Below are 14,739 nucleotides of genomic sequence, written 5' to 3' on the forward strand. Positions count from 1 at the left end.
CTCCTCCCCCTTCCCGCGAAAAGTCTCACCACCCCTGCCCCCCCCCCCCCCCCCCCCCCCCCCCCCCCCCCCCCCGCGGTGGTGTCACGACGGTCCGGGCCCGACTCCGGGCCCCGGTCCGGCACCTGGATGGGGCCGGACGGCCCAAGCGCGGCGCGGACCCGCCGGAGAAGCTGGACGTACGGGGGATCGCCCCGGCATTCGGACAAAAGACGGTGACGAGCGTCATGAAAGGCTTCGTCTTCCACGGCCCCGGGCAATCCGCCTGGGAAGAGGTCCCCGACCCCGCGATCAAGGAGCCCGCCGACGCCATCGTGCGCGTGGGAGCCGTCACGATCTGCGGGACGGACCTGCACATCCTCAAGGGAGATGTGCCCGAGGTCCGTCCGGGTACGGTCCTGGGGCACGAGGCCGTCGGCGAGATCGTGGAGGTCGGCAGCGATGTGCGGACCGTGCGGCCGGGGGACCGGGTCCTGGTTTCCTGCATCACCGCCTGCGGCCGCTGCCGCTACTGCCGCGAGAGTGCCTACGGGCAGTGCCGGGGCGGGGGCGGCTGGATCCTCGGCCACCTGATCGACGGCACGCAGGCCGAGTACGTGCGCGTCCCCTACGCCGACCTGTCCGTGCACGCGCTGCCCAGCACCGTGGAGAGCAAGGACGCCGTCCTGCTGGCGGACATCTTCCCCACCTCGTACGAGGTGGGCGTACTCAACGGGAACGTGCGGCCGGGCGACACCGTGGCCGTCGTCGGAGCCGGTCCCATCGGCCTCGCGGCCATCGCCACCGCCCGGCTGTTCACGCCCGGACGGATCGTCGCCGTCGATGTGGCCCACTCCCGGCTGGAGGCAGCCCGCCGGTTCGGCGCGGACGCCGTCGCCAGTGCCGCGGAGCGTCCCGAGCAACTGGTCGCCGACCTCACGGACGGGCTCGGCGCGGACGTGGTCATCGAGGCGGTCGGTGTGCCGGAGAGCTTCGAGCTGTGCACACGCATGGTGCGGCCCGGCGGCCATGTGGCCAACATCGGGGTCCACGGGAAGCCCGCCACCCTGCACCTGGAAGACCTGTGGATCAAGAACATCACCCTCACCACCGGTCTGGTGGACACCCGTTCCACTCCGACCCTGCTGCGCATGGCTGCGGCCGGCCGGCTGCCGACCGGGCAGCTGGTCACCCACACCTTCCCGCTGGAGCGGATGGAGGAGGCGTACGACGTCTTCGCCCGGGCCGCCGACACCGGCGCGCTCAAAGTGGTGCTCGGCCCGGCCCCGCACGACGAGGTCGCCGTCCCGGCGGGCTGACGGGAGGCATGCGGTCGGCGCGCCCCCGCTCCTCGTCCGGGCGCGCGGCGTCGTCCGGCCACACTACGAACGGCCCCTGCTTCAGGGGCCGTTCCGCGTTGCCGAGGGGGTGCCGAAGGGTTGCTGAGGGGCTGTTGACTGCCTCGTCAGGCTCGGCAGGCCGGAGTGGACGGTGCGCAGCCGGCCGTGTGCGAGGCCGCGACGCTCAGTGCAAGGGTGTGGGGCCGCAGGAATTCTCGGTCGTGAGGCGGACCCCGGTGACCAGGTCGGGGCGGATGCGGACGGCGTGATCCATGCGCTGCGTCCCCCAGGGGAGCAGCCGCTCCTGATAGCGCGCCAGTTCCGCCGCGTCGGTGACCAGGCGGGCGTAGCCGGTGACGACCACACTCCAGCCGAGGTGGGTGCGGGGGTCGATGTCGTCGGCCTCGTAGGCGACGACCGCGCCCTGTTCTCCGGCCTGCCGGGTGTACCGCGTCAGAGCTGCGTCACCGTGGGTGCGGATGACGAGGTCGCCCTCGATCAGGGCATGGTTGACCGGACGCACGGTCGGCAACGCGTGTTGGGTGAAGACCACCCGCCCCAGGGACACGCTGCCCAGCAGCCGCAGCGCCGCATCGCGGTCCAGGTCGACGCTGCTGTGTGCCGGTGAGCCGTTCGGCAGGTTCTTGTAGCCAGTCATGACGGTTTTTCCGTAGGGGTCGGGGCGCTCGCCGTTCCGCCGGTCATCCGCAGGGTGGCCGGCCTGACTGCGGGGGAGCGGCGCCGCGGGGGCCGACGCCGCTCCTGTTGCCACTGTTGTGCGTGTCGCGCGCTTGTCGTAGGTGCCGAACGTCCTCCACGCAGGGCCGAACGGACCGTGTGCCCGGGGTAAGGACTACCGGCGGTGCACGCTCTCCAACGCGGCGGCCAGTACGTGCGGGTCGTGGTGGCCGGGGTAGACCTCCGGCGGACCCTTCAGATCCAGGAGCTGCGCCACGGCCGTCCAGGCGGTTCGTACGGAGTACTCGACGGTGAAGACGACGTCGTCGGCGACTTCCGCGAACTGACCGATGAACGCGAGGTTGACCGAGCCTTCGGGAACCACTCGGGGCCGGTCCGCACGGCGCCGGACCAAGAACTGGCTGGTGATGTACGGCATCACACAGGGCACGACGGTGGAGCTTTCCAGGACGCGGGCCGAGGTCGGTTTGTCGAACGGAAGATGGTGCAGCACCTCTTCGAGGATCTCGCGACCGGAGCACATCGTCATCGGCTTGGGCAGATGATTACCCACCCGGTCGGGGAAGAGGCCGTAGCCCCACCAGACCCCGGTGTCCTGCGGCTGGCCGCGGTAGACGGGTTGGCGGTTGGCGACGATGGTGAGAAGCCAGTTGGAGCCGGTGAAGGTCATCAGACCGCCGCGCCCGGTGGGCCGGCCGCTGAACTCCTCCAGGGCCGTGAGGAAGGCGGGGTCCTTCGACGTGACCGTGAACGACTCCCAGCCGGACTCCTTGACGTTCTTGTCGAAGACGGCAGGCGTGCCGAAGTCGTCGCGTCCACGGGCCAGCCGGTGCCACAGCAGCCAGGCGTCCGAGCGGTGCGGCGCCGGCGGGGGAGGCGAGGTGTGTGTGCCGAGGCTGGAGGCGTCGGTCATGGAGCCGTTGGTGACGAGGACCAGGTCCTCGGGAGCGACGGCGATCTTCTCGGCCCGTCCGTGCCGGGTCAGATGCAGGGTCTCGACCGTGCCGCTGCGGGGGCCGGGTCCGAACCCGAGGTCGGTGACGCGGCAGCCGGTGTGCACGGTGACACCTCGCTCACGCAGCCACGCCACCAGCGGCAGCACGATGGAGTCGTACTGGTTGTAGCGGGTCCGGTGGATGCCCGACATGGTGGCGAACTGGGGCAGGAGGTGGACGAAGCGCCGCAGGTAGCGGCGGAATTCGATGGCGCTGTGCCAGGGCTGGAAGGCGAAGGTCGTGCACCACATGAGCCAGAAGGGGGTGGTGAAGAAGTGTTCCCCCATGCAGTCGGTGATCCGCTTGCCGTCCAGGTGTCCCTCGGGGGTGGCCAGACAGCGGACCAGCTCCAGTCGGTCGCGTTCGGACAGGCCCATCGACGTCGTGTCCAGGATCTTGCCGTCCCCGTCGACGAGACGAGCGATGTCGTCCCAGGCGAAGTCCTCGTGTCCGGCCATGATCTCCTCGGTCACGGAGACCGCGGGATCGTCGAGGGTGGGAATGGTGGACAACAGGTCGTATGTGCAGCGGTACTCGGCTTCGAACATCCGCCCGCCGCGCATGCTGTAGCCGGTGTCCGGCGTGCCGCCCGCGTCGAGGCTGCCGCCGGGGATCCGCTGTTCTTCGAAGAGATGGATGTCGCATCCCTCGAAGCCGCCGTCACGGATCAGGAAGGCGGCCGCGGCCAGCGCCGCGATTCCACTGCCCACCAGATAGGCCTGGGCCATCATGCACCTCCCCGTCGTCCCCGGTCGGCCGCGCTCGTATGTCCTGCGGATACGTGGCGTGTGTTCATGCCGTGTGACTGCCTTCCGCCGTGCCGGCCGTGTCCACGGCGGTCCGGGTGGTGCCGCCGGTGGCGCGCCAGGGCGGGGCCGCAGTGTGGTGGCCGTGTCGGTGGGCCGCCTTCTCGGTCTGACGGCGCAGCCGGTCCTGGAGCCGGTCGACGAGTTCGGTGCCGGTGGCCTCCTCGGCGGTGGCGACGATGTGCCGGCCGCCCACGTAGAGGTCGGCGGTGGCCGACCAGGGGCGGCCGGCGTGGTGGACGGTGGCCCCTACGATGCGTATCTCACCGGTGATCGCGGGCAGACCGGACCGGTGCGCGAGGGCGTCGATCTTGGCCTGGGCGTAGGCAAGGGTGTCCTCGTCCACGGCGCCGTCGCAGCGCAGCAGGACTGTGGGCCTGGGTTCGGTGGTCATGCGGGATGCCTCTTTCGGGAGATCGGAGGGGGTGCTCACGGTTCAGACCGTCGGCTCGGGCAGCCACAGGTCGGGGCCGAAGACTTCGTAGCGGATGCGCTGCGCGGGGACGCCGGCGTCGCGCAGCTGTCCGCGTACGGCGCGCATGAAGGGCAGCGGGCCGCACAGGAACACCGTGGCGCCGTCCGGGATGTCGAGTCCGGTGAGGTCCATCAGGCCGGGGCGCGCACCGGGCTCCTCCGAGCCGGGGTGCTCGTACCAGAGGACGGAGCGGGCGCCGGCCAGTCGGCGCAGGAGGTCGTGGGTCTCGGTGCGCAGGGCGTGGTGGCCGGGGGAGCGGTCGGCGTGCATGACCAGGAGCGGGCGGGTCGAGCCGAGAGCGGCGAGGTGGGTCAGGATGCCGGCCATGGGGGTGCAGCCGATGCCGGCCGAGATCAGGACGAGCGGGGTGGCGGCATCGGCCGGTTCGTCGAGGAAGACATCGCCGAACGGCGCGGACAGCGACAGTTCGTCGCCCACCTGAACCCGTTCGTGCAGCAGGGTGGAGACCTCGCCGTCCGGCTCTTCGGCGTCGCCGGTGACGCGCTTCACGGTGATGCGGCGCAGGTCCTGGCCGGGGGCCGAGGACAGGCTGTACTGGCGCAGCTGGTGGATGCCGTCGTCCATGCGCACGCGGACGCTCACGTACTGGCCCGCGCGGGCGCGCGGGGCCGGTTCGCCGTCCGCCGGGCGCAGCAGGAAGGAGACGACGTCGGGGGTCTCGGTGCGGCGCGCGACGACCGTCCAGCGCCGCCAGATCTCACCGGGTTCGACCTGCGCGTCGTGGTAGAGGCGTGCTTCCTGGCTGATCAGGGCGCCGGCCATCAGCCAGTACACCTCGTCCCAGGCGGCTGCCACATCCGGGGTGAGGGCGTCGCCGAGGACCTCGGCGATCGCGCCGAAGAGGTACTTGTGCACGATCGTGTACTGGTCGTCGGTGACGCCGACCGCGGCGTGCTTGTGGGCGATCCTCGCCAGCAGGGTGTCGGGACGGGTGTCGGGGTTGTCGAGCAGGGCGGTGGCGAAGGCGGCGATCGATCCGGCCAGGGCTCGCCGCTGGGCGCCGCTGGCCTGGTTTCCCCGGTTGAACATGCCGTCGAGCAGTTCCGGCCGGTCCTGGAACATCGAGCCGTAGAAGCGGGTGGTGATCTCGTCGAGTGCTCCGGCCACGGTGGGCAGGGTGGCTCGGACGAGGGCGGCGGATTCCGCGGACAGCATGGGACCTCCAGTGAGGAGAAGGGTGACGGCGAGTCGCCGAGGGGGAACAGGCGGAAGGAGGATTGCGGGCGGGCGCTACGCGCGCTCGGCCTGGGCGGTGTCCGGCCGGGCCGGGACACGGCCGTAGTAGGCCGTGCGCATGAGTGCTTGCATGTCGTCGAGCATGGGCATCCGCGGGTTGGCGGGTGCGCACTGGTCGTCGAAGGCGTTGAGGGCTTGCTGTGGCAGGGCGTCGAGGAAGGCGTGTTCGTCGACGCCGAGGGCCTGGAAGCTCGGTTCGATGCCCACGGCGTCGCGCAGCCGTTCCACCGCCGAGGCCAGTGACTCGACGCCCTCAGCCGCGGTGGCGGCGGGCAGGCCGAGGGTGCGGGCGATGTCCTGGAAGCGTTCGGGGGCCCGGTAGTGCTCGTACTTGGGCCAGCCGGTCAACTTGCCGGGGACGGTGCCGTTGTAGCGGATGACGTGCGGCAGCAGTACGGCGTTCGTCCGCCCGTGCGCGATGTGGAAGGTGGCACCGAGGGTGTGGGACATCGCGTGCACGATGCCCAGGAAGGCGCTGCCGAAGGCCATGCCCGCGATGGTGCCGGCGTTGTGCATTTTCTCCCGGGCCCGCGGCTGCGCCGCGCGGTCGTTGACCGCTGCCTCGATGTTGTCGAAGATCAGCCGGATGGCGTGCAGGGCGGGCCCGTCGGTGAAGTCGTTGGCGTACACCGACACATAGGCCTCGATGGCGTGGGTGAGGGCGTCGAAACCGCTGTCGGCGGCGAGCGCCCGGGGCAGGCCGGTGGTGAGCAGCGGGTCGACGATGGCCACGCTGGGGGTCAGGGCATAGTCGGCCAGGGGGTACTTCTTGCCGGTGGCGGGGTCGGAGATGACGGCGAACGGGGTGACCTCGGCGCCGGTCCCGGACGTGGTCGGGATGCACACCAGACGAGCCAGCTTGCCCAGGGTGGGGAAGCGGAAGGCGCGCTTGCGGATGTCGGAGAACTTGTGGCGCATGTCGGCGAAGTCGACGTCCCTGCCATCGGCCTGCTCCTCGTACAGCAGCCACATCACCTTGGCCGCGTCCATCGGGGAGCCGCCGCCGAGCGCGATGATGGTGTCCGGGCGGAAGTCGCCCATGAGACGGGCGCCGCGGCGGACGGAGTCGATGCTCGGCTCGGGCTCGACGCCGTCGATGACCTGGATGGTGACCGGTTCCCGGCGCTGTCGCAGTACGCGCTCGATGCGGCCGACGAGGCCGAGGCGTGTCATCGTCGCGTCCGTGACGACGGTGACGCGGTGCACGTCCGGCATGTCGGCGAGGTAGCGGATGGCCTGCGGCTCGAAGTAGATCTTCGGCGGGACCTTGAACCACTGCAGGTTGTTGCGGCGGACCGAGACCCGCTTGACGTTCAGGAGCTGGGCGGCGGAGACGTTGTTCGACACCGAGGTGCTGCCCCAGGAGCCGCATCCCAGCGTCAGCGACGGCAGCAGGCTGTTGTAGATGCCGCCGATCGCCCCTTGCGAGGACGGTGCGTTGACGATGATGCGTACGGTCTTGATGCGCTTGCCGTACTCCTCCGCCAGCGCGGTGTCCTCGGTGTGGATGACGGCGCTGTGGCCCTGGCCGTTGAAGGCGACCATGTCGGCGGCCAGGTCGAAGCCGTGCTGCGCGGAGCCGGCCCGCAGGACGGCGAGGACGGGGCAGAGCTTCTCGCGGGTGAGCGGCTCCACCGGGCCGACCCGGTCGGCCTCGACGAGGATGAGTGAGGTGTCGTGCGGCACGGCGAAGCCCGCCTGCTCGGCGATCCAGGCCGCGCTCTGTCCCACGGCCGCGGAGTTGACCTTGGGTTCGCAGCCCGCCCCCGCGGCGCCCGCGGGGAAGAGGAACGCCGCCAGCTTCGCCTTCTCCTCGGCCGTCGCCACGTGTGCGTGCAGGGTGCGGAACTCCTCCAGGGCCGCGTCGTAGATCTCCTCGTCCAGGATGACGGCCTGTTCGGAGGCGCAGATCATGCCGTTGTCGAAAGCTTTGGACAGCACCAGGTCGTTGACGGCCCGGCGCAGATCGGCGCTCTTGTGCACATAGGCGGGAACGTTGCCGGCGCCCACGCCCAGGGCGGGCTTGCCGGCCGAGTAGGCGGCCTTGACCATGGCGTTGCCGCCGGTGGCCAGGATGAGGGAGACGCCCGGGTGGCGCATCAGGGCGCCGGTCGCCTCGACGGACGGGGCCTCGATCCACTGCACGCAGTGCTCGGGCGCACCCGCGGCGAGCGCCGCGTCGCGCACGATGCGGGCCGCCTGCGCGCTGCACCGCTGCGCAGCGGGGTGGAAGGCGAAGACGACCGGGTTACGGGTCTTGAGAGCCATCAGGGCCTTGAAGATGGTGGTGGAGGTCGGGTTGGTGACGGGGGTGACCGCGCACACCACGCCGACGGGCTCGGCGATCTCGGTCATGTCGTCGATGTCGTCCCGGGCGATGACGCCGACCGTCTTCATCGGGCCCATGCTGTGCGTGACGTGCTCGCAGGCGAACATGTTCTTGGCGGCCTTGTCCTCGACGACGCCGCGTCCGGTCTCCTCCACGGCCAGCCGTGCGAGCGCGGTGTGCTGGTCGAGGGCGGCGACCGAGGCCTTGTTCACGATGTGGTCGACCTGTTCCTGGTCGAGGGCCTCGTAATCGGCCAGGGCCTTCAGGGCGTTGGTCACCAGCCGGTCCACCGCTATGGCGGTGTCGGACGGCGCGCCGGCCGGGGAGGCGGTCGTGCTCGGGTCGTCGTGGCGGGTCATGAGGGCGAGCCTCCGTACAGGAGAGGGCTGGGCCGCGGGGCGGCGGGCAGGAGCGGCGTCCGCAGGGAACCGGTACCGCTTCCATCCACACCCTCTCCTTTCCGCGGGGCCCCTCCCAGGTCCCGATGGTCCTGCTCAGGGACCGATCGGCCCCCTACCCGTACGGACCTTCAGGCCGTTCACGACGCCCACCACCCCGTCCACCCGGTAGGTCAGCCGGAGCGCCAGGGGGATGTCGGTGCGCTGCTCCAGGGACCCCTGGAGCGTGACCATGCCGTCCCGGACCGAGACGGACACCTGGCGGGGTGGGCGCCCGGGCAGCTGGGCCACCACCGTGTCCAGGACCTCCCGGCGGATCTCCTCGTCCGTGCGCAGGAAGACACGCAGGAGGTCGCGCCGGGTGGCGATGCCGATGAGCCGGTCCTCCTCGTCGACGACCGGCAGGCGCTCGATCCCGTGGCGCTCCATGACCCGCGCGGCATCCGCGACGCGCTGTTCCGGATGCACGGTGACCGCCGGGCTCGACATCAGCTCCTGCGCGGTGCGGGCGACGGCGGCGGAGCGACGGGCTGAGCGGCGCAGGGCGGGCAGGGTGAGGCGCCGCGACGGGGGGCCGGTGGAGCGCGCCGCCTGGCGGTGGAGCAGGTCCGTTTCGGAGATCACTCCGACGACCTTGTCGTCGTCGTCCACGACGGGCATGCCGCTGATGCGGTGCCGGTCCAGCAGCCGCACCACATCCTTGATCGGTGTCTCGCGCTGCGCCTCGACGACCTCGCGGGTCATCACCTCACCGATGATGCGGGTCATGCCGCCCACTTCCTTCCTCATCCGCTCGTGGGGCCGGGCCGTTGTGCCGCAGCCGCTGTCCGGGGCCGGTGTCCGGGCCGGGGCCCTTCTCGCCCGGCTCCGGTACGCAGTTCCAGGCTGCTCGCCCGGCCCCGGCCCGGACAGGGGCCGAGCTTCCCGCCGCAGGGACCGACCCGCCCGTGACGCGGTGGGCGATTGCCGGGACGGTCCGGGTACAACGTCCCGTCCCGCTCAGGTGCTGTTGCTCGTCGCCGTGGTGGCGAGGGCGGCCCGGCCGGCTTCCAGCCGTGCGACGGGGACGCGGTAAGGCGAGCAAGAGACGTAGTCGAGGCCCGCCTCGTGGAAGAAGTGCACGGAGTCCGGGTCCCCGCCGTGTTCCCCGCAGACACCGATCTTCAGGTCAGGGCGGGTGGCGCGGCCTTCGTCGACCGCGATCCGCACCAGGCGGCCCACGCCCGCGCGGTCGAGCGTCTCGAACGGTGATGCCGTGAAGATGCCCTTGTCGAGATAGGTGGAGAAGAACGCGGCCTCGACGTCGTCCCGGGAGAAGCCCCAGGTGGTCTGGGTGAGGTCATTGGTGCCGAAGGAGAAGAACTGGGCCTCCTGGGCGATGCGTCCGGCGGTGAGCGCGGCCCGGGGAAGCTCGATCATGGTGCCGACCGGGCAGTGGACCGGGATACCGGACTCCTTGGACACCTCGGCGAGGACGCGTTCCACCTCCTCGCGCTCGATGCGCAGCTCCTCGACGGCGCCCACCAGCGGCACCATGATCTCCGCCCGGGGCGAGCCTCCGGCCCGGGTGAGTGCCACGACCGCTTCGGCGATCGCGCGCACCTGCATGGCGACCAGCCCCGGGACGACCAGCCCCAGGCGGACGCCGCGCAGCCCGAGCATGGGGTTCTCCTCGTGCATCCGGGTGACGGCTTCGAGCAGTTCGCCCTCGTGCGGGTCGGCCGCGTCGCCGCGGGCCTGCGCGGTGGCGATGCGGACGGCGAGGTCGGTGCGGTCGGGCAGGAACTCGTGCAGGGGCGGGTCGATGAGGCGGATGGTGACGGGCAGGCCGTCCATCGCCTCCAGGATGCTGGTGAAGTCTTCTCGCTGGAGTGGCAGCAGGGCGCTGAGCGCCTGTTCGCGCCCCGGCTCGTCGTGGGCCAGGATCATCGCCTCGACCAGCTTGCGCCGCTCACCGAGGAACATGTGCTCGGTGCGGCACAGCCCGATGCCCTGCGCGCCGAAGCGCCGGGCCCGTGCGGCGTCCTCGGGGGTGTCGGCGTTGGCCCGTACCTCCAGGCGCCGCACGTCGTCGGCCCGCTCCATGGCGCGGGCCACCGCGTCGACCAGGCCGGCCGGCCTTTCACCCGTCTCGAAGTACCGCATGACCGGGGAGTCGACGAGCGGGGCGGCATCCAGGAACACCGTGCCCTCGGAGCCGTCGACGGACAGGAGTGTGCCCTCCTCGACGACGGTGTCACCCACGGTGAAGCGGCGTGCGGCGGTGTCCACGGCGAGCTGTTCGGCGCCGCACACACATACCCTTCCCATGCCGCGCGCGACCACGGCCGCGTGGCTGGTCTTGCCTCCCCGGCTGGTCAGTACGGCCTGCGCGGCGATCATGCCGGGCAGATCGTCGGGAGTGGTCTCCTGGCGTACGAGGACGACCTTCTCACCCGTCGCGGCGCGGCGGACGGCCTCGGCCGAGTCGAACACCGCGGCGCCCACGGCCGCCCCCGGAGACGCCGGGACGCCGTGGGCCAGTGCCCTGCCGACGGCCGAGGTGTCGAAGCGGGGGAACATCAGGCGGGCGAGCCCGTCGCCGTCGACGCGGACCAGGCCCTCGTCGCGGGAGATGAGGGTTTCGTCGACGAGCTGGGCCGCGATCGTGAACGCGGCCTCGGCGGTGCGTTTGCCCACCCGGGTCTGCAGCATCCACAGCCGCCCGCGCTCGATGGTGAACTCGATGTCGCACAGATCCCGGTAGTGCCTCTCCAACGTCCGCATGTGCTTGCGCAGTTCCTCGTAGGAGACCGGGTCGAGCCGCCCCAGTGCGGTGAGCGGGACGGTGTTGCGGATACCGGCGACGACGTCCTCGCCCTGGGCGTTCGGCAGGTAGTCGCCGTACGGGCCGGCCTGCCCCGTGGCCGGGTCCCGGGTGAAGGCGACGCCGCTGCCGGAACCGGGGCCGAGGTTGCCGAAGACCATGGTCTGCACGTTCACCGCGGTGCCCAGGTCGTCCGGGATGTGTTCGCGGCGGCGGTAGACCCGGGCGCGCTCGCCCCTCCAGGAGGCGAAGACGGCGAGGACGGCGCGGCGCAGCTGCTCCACGGGTGACTGCGGGAACGTCGTGCCGGTCTCCCGGACGATCAGGTCCTTGAAGGCACCGACGAGACCGGCCAGGTCCGCCGCGTTCAGGCCCAGGTCGTTCTCGGCTCCCCGGGCTTCCTTCAGGTCGGCCAGGGCCTTCTCGAAGAGCCCGGCGTCGACTCCCATGACCGTGCTGCCGAACATCTGTACGAGTCGACGGTAGGAGTCCCAGGCGAAGCGTTCGTTTCCGGAGGTCTCGGCGAGGCCCAGGACGGAGTGGTCGTTCAGACCTATGTCGAGGATCGTCTCCATCATGCCGGGCATCGAGAAGCGGGCCCCGGAGCGGACGGACAGCAGCAGCGGGTCGTCGGGCTGGCCCAGGCGCCGCCCGGCGGTCTTCTCCAGGGCGGCCAGGTGCCGGGTGAGCTCGTCGTAGACACCGTCGGGCTCGGATCCGGTGGCGAGGAAGGCGCGGCAGGCCTCGGTGGTGACGGTGAAGCCCGGCGGGACGGGAAGGCCCAGCCGCGTCATCTCGGCCAGGTTCGCGCCCTTGCCGCCGAGCAGACCGGCCAGGTCCCGGCCGCCCTCCGTGAAGTCGTACACGTAACGGACCATGACGCTGGTCTCCTCGTCGTCGGTCGTGGGCCAGTGGACCTCCAGCGTCGGACGACCGGGCCGTGCGGGGGCAGATGCTGTCGGTCCCCTCAGAGGGGGCCGATCGGCCCACCGGCCGGATATCTCGGTGGGTGGGGCGGAGAGCGGCGAACTCGCCCGGATTCGGTGTTGTCCCTGGCGGCGGGGCATTACCGTGGCACATGACCGGACCGGTGGGGTCCGTGTGTCGAGGGGACCTGGAGGAGTGCGGGTGGAGAGTCCCGAGGAGGCCCGTGTACGGCTGCCTCAGCTGCGGCTGGACGAGCTGCTGGAGGAGCTGCAGGGGCGTCTGGACGCGGCCCGTGGTACCCGGGACCGGGTGCACAGCCTGCTGGAGGCGGTGCTGTCGGTCGGCCGTGAGCTCGATCTGGAGCAGGCGCTGCGCAGGATCGTGGAGGCGGCGGCGGTGCTCGTCGACGCGGAGTACGCGGCGCTGGGCGTGATCGGCCCGGACGGCAGGCGGCTGTCCGCCTTCCACACGGTGGGTGTCGACGAGGAGCAGATCGCACGGATCGGCCCCTACCCGGAGGGTCATGGCATCCTCGGCGAACTCATCAGCCACCCCGAGCCCCTGCGGCTGGAGAAGATCTCCGATCATCCGTCCTCGTACGGCTTCCCGGCCCACCATCCGCCGATGAACACCTTCCTGGGTGTGCCGATCCGGGTGCGGGACCAGGTCTTCGGCAATCTGTACCTGACCGAGAAGCGTGGGGGCGGGGAGTTCGACGAGGAGGACGTCTCCGTCACCCTGACGCTGGCGGTGGCGGCCGGTGTGGCGATCGACAACGCCCGCCTGTACGAGGAGTCGCGGCTGCGTGAGCGGTGGCTGCGGGCGAACGCGGAGATCACCCACCGCGTGATGTCCGGCAACGGGCGCATGAATGTTCTCAACCTGATCGCCGAGCGGGCCGGGGAGATCACGAGTGCGGCGTTGGCGGCGGTGGCGCTGCCGATGGCTGACACGGGCTCGCTGACCGTGGAAATCGCGGTCGGGATGGACGCCGAGGCACACCGGGGGTTGGTGCTGCCCATGGACACGACCCTGATGGGGCTGGCGTTCTCCTCGGCCGCCCCGGTCACCAGTGAGAACGTCCGTGAGGATGAGCGGATCTCCCCGGAGCCCCCGCGCTTCGCGGGACTCGGCCCGGCCGTGGCCGTCCCGATCGGCACGGGTCAGGCGGGCGCGCGCGGAGTGGTCCTGCTGGCGCGCGAGGACGGCCGGCCGGTGTTCACGGCCACCGAGACCGAGACGCTGCAGGCTTTCGCCGCGCAGGCTGCCGTCGCGATGGAGCTCGCGGAGCGCCGGCAGGACGCGGAGGAGGTCGCCGTCCTCAAGGACCGTGACCGTATCGCTCGGGACCTGCATGATCTGGCGATCCAGCGGCTGTTCGCCACCGGGATGACCCTGCAGAGCGCCGGGCGTTTCATCGGGCACGGGGAGGCCGGTGAGCGCGTGGCGCGGGCGGTCGACGACCTGGACGAGACCATCAAGATCATTAGGTCGACGATCTTCGGCCTGCGCAGCCGCGAGGGCGGCCGGGAGGCGGGCCTGCGGGCGCGGGCGGTGCGGGTGGTGGGGGAGGCGGCGCCGGTCCTGGGCTTCGCGCCGGCCGTGCGCATGGAGGGCCTGCTGGACACCGATGTCCCCAAGGAGATCGCCGACCACCTGGTGGCCGTGCTCTCGGAGTCTCTGACGAACATCGCCCGGCACGCCCAGGCGTCCCGCGCCGAGGTGGTCCTGGCCACCGACGGACGGGCGGTACGGCTGTCGGTGACCGACAACGGTGTGGGCATCCCCTCCGGAGGCCGCCGCAGCGGGCTGCGCAACATGGCGGAACGGGCCCAGCAGCTGGGCGGCCTCCTGGAGCTCGACGCGGCCCAGGACGGCGGGACGGTGCTGGTGTGGCGGGTACCGGTGACCAACCCCTAGGCGAGTGGCGGTACGCGACGGTCCTGCTGAACGCTGATCGCATCCGGCCCGTCGGCCCCGGGCCGGACCCGGGAGCGCGGAGCGGGTCCGGGCGGCCCGCACCGCGCGGGTCCGGCTTACAACTTGGTGCGCGATTGCCTGGGGCAACGCGTTCGGGCGGAGTGGCGCTATCGGGCGTGCTGGGTAAGGCCGAAGAGAGCGCCGGTGGGATCGCGCAAGACCACGTCTCCGTTGGAGTCCTGGCGAACTTCGGTCGCACCGAGCTGTCGCGCCTGCTTGGCGTCGGCATCGGGTCTGTTGCTGGCGAAACTGACCAGCCAGAGTGATCGCTGTGCCGTTGGTTTCCCTGGCGGCGGGCTGGTGGCGGCGATGGAGTTGTCCCGCAACCGGAACTCGGTGTGCTCAGGGTTGGATTTCCAGTGCAGGGCTGGTCGGTAGAAGGCGGCGGCCTGCTCGGAGTGGTCGGTGAGCAGGCTGATGCCGGCGAAGGTGCCCGGTTCGTGGTTCAGCTGCATGCCGGTGTGGGCGCCGGGCTGCCAGAGTGACAGTGGTGCGCCGACGGGGTCGAGAGCGACGGCGTAGTGGCCGAGTGTCCCGACTTCGGTGGGTGCCACGATGATCTGGGCGCCCAGGTTCGTGAAGCGGGTGGCGGTGGCTTGGATGTCCGACACGGTGACGTTGATCGTCCAGTAGGGTGCGCCGGCGTCCTCGGCCGGCCCCAGGGCGGCGACGAGTTGTCCGCGCAGCGTGCAGAGCCTGTAGCCGTTGGGGTCCGATGGGGCGACGGTCCAACCGAACAGCGCGGTGT

General features: G+C 71.2%; 10 protein-coding genes. 2 read left to right on the plus strand and 8 right to left on the minus strand.

Annotated elements, in window-relative coordinates; genetic code table 11:
* The first annotated feature begins 227 nt into the window (after nt 1-227).
* On the plus strand, nt 228-1,298 hold the full coding sequence (locus ACZ5ID_RS31950; protein ID WP_468904879.1) for a zinc-dependent alcohol dehydrogenase family protein: 1,071 nt from the start codon (nt 228-230) through the stop codon (nt 1,296-1,298).
* Between the two features lie 205 nt (nt 1,299-1,503).
* Here ACZ5ID_RS31950 and ACZ5ID_RS31955 read toward each other — a convergent pair whose 3' ends face one another.
* From ACZ5ID_RS31955 to ppdK, 7 genes are all read right to left on the minus strand, one after another.
* Entirely contained in the window at nt 1,504-1,977 is a 474-nt protein-coding gene (locus tag ACZ5ID_RS31955; RefSeq protein ID WP_468904881.1) for a pyridoxamine 5'-phosphate oxidase family protein, read from the minus strand.
* A gap of 195 nt (nt 1,978-2,172) precedes the next feature.
* Nucleotides 2,173-3,741: an oleate hydratase gene (locus ACZ5ID_RS31960; protein ID WP_468904883.1), complete on the minus strand. Its 1,569-nt coding sequence runs from the start codon at nt 3,739-3,741 to the stop codon at nt 2,173-2,175.
* Nucleotides 3,742-3,805: 64 nt separating this feature from the next.
* Nucleotides 3,806-4,213 carry a hypothetical protein gene (locus ACZ5ID_RS31965; protein WP_468904886.1) on the minus strand — a complete coding sequence of 136 codons (408 nt, stop codon included), beginning with the start codon at nt 4,211-4,213 and terminating at the stop codon, nt 3,806-3,808.
* A 42-nt stretch (nt 4,214-4,255) separates the two neighbouring features.
* Nucleotides 4,256-5,470, minus strand: coding sequence for a globin domain-containing protein (locus ACZ5ID_RS31970; protein ID WP_468904888.1), 1,215 nt, complete (start codon nt 5,468-5,470; stop codon nt 4,256-4,258).
* Between the two features lie 75 nt (nt 5,471-5,545).
* The gene (adhE, locus tag ACZ5ID_RS31975; RefSeq protein WP_468904890.1) at nt 5,546-8,239 is read right to left on the minus strand and encodes a bifunctional acetaldehyde-CoA/alcohol dehydrogenase; all 2,694 of its coding nucleotides are present in this window, start codon (nt 8,237-8,239) and stop codon (nt 5,546-5,548) included.
* Between the two features lie 135 nt (nt 8,240-8,374).
* Nucleotides 8,375-9,046 carry a CBS domain-containing protein gene (locus tag ACZ5ID_RS31980; RefSeq protein ID WP_468904892.1) on the minus strand — a complete coding sequence of 224 codons (672 nt, stop codon included), beginning with the start codon at nt 9,044-9,046 and terminating at the stop codon, nt 8,375-8,377.
* Nucleotides 9,047-9,277: 231 nt separating this feature from the next.
* The gene (ppdK, locus tag ACZ5ID_RS31985) at nt 9,278-11,962 is read right to left on the minus strand and encodes a pyruvate, phosphate dikinase (RefSeq protein WP_468904894.1); all 2,685 of its coding nucleotides are present in this window, start codon (nt 11,960-11,962) and stop codon (nt 9,278-9,280) included.
* A 250-nt stretch (nt 11,963-12,212) separates the two neighbouring features.
* On the opposite strand from ppdK, the gene ACZ5ID_RS31990 reads away from it, so the two are divergent.
* Nucleotides 12,213-13,931: a sensor histidine kinase gene (locus ACZ5ID_RS31990; RefSeq protein WP_468904897.1), complete on the plus strand. Its 1,719-nt coding sequence runs from the start codon at nt 12,213-12,215 to the stop codon at nt 13,929-13,931.
* A 167-nt stretch (nt 13,932-14,098) separates the two neighbouring features.
* Here ACZ5ID_RS31990 and ACZ5ID_RS31995 read toward each other — a convergent pair.
* Nucleotides 14,099-14,739: VOC family protein (locus ACZ5ID_RS31995; protein WP_468904899.1), on the minus strand; the 641-nt coding region annotated here is incomplete at its 5' end.

The organism is Streptomyces sp. NPDC031670 (assembly GCF_055580545.1).

What these genes read in the sequence shown, in the direction of transcription:
- ACZ5ID_RS31950 (WP_468904879.1), top strand. Translation starts at nt 228, where the DNA reads ATGAAAGGCTTCGTCTTCCACGGCCCCGGGCAATCCGCCTGGGAAGAG.
- ACZ5ID_RS31955 (WP_468904881.1), bottom strand. Translation starts at nt 1,977, where the DNA reads ATGACTGGCTACAAGAACCTGCCGAACGGCTCACCGGCACACAGCAGC.
- ACZ5ID_RS31960 (WP_468904883.1), bottom strand. Translation starts at nt 3,741, where the DNA reads ATGGCCCAGGCCTATCTGGTGGGCAGTGGAATCGCGGCGCTGGCCGCG.
- ACZ5ID_RS31965 (WP_468904886.1), bottom strand. Translation starts at nt 4,213, where the DNA reads ATGACCACCGAACCCAGGCCCACAGTCCTGCTGCGCTGCGACGGCGCC.
- ACZ5ID_RS31970 (WP_468904888.1), bottom strand. Translation starts at nt 5,470, where the DNA reads ATGCTGTCCGCGGAATCCGCCGCCCTCGTCCGAGCCACCCTGCCCACC.
- adhE (WP_468904890.1), bottom strand. Translation starts at nt 8,239, where the DNA reads ATGACCCGCCACGACGACCCGAGCACGACCGCCTCCCCGGCCGGCGCG.
- ACZ5ID_RS31980 (WP_468904892.1), bottom strand. Translation starts at nt 9,046, where the DNA reads ATGACCCGCATCATCGGTGAGGTGATGACCCGCGAGGTCGTCGAGGCG.
- ppdK (WP_468904894.1), bottom strand. Translation starts at nt 11,962, where the DNA reads ATGGTCCGTTACGTGTACGACTTCACGGAGGGCGGCCGGGACCTGGCC.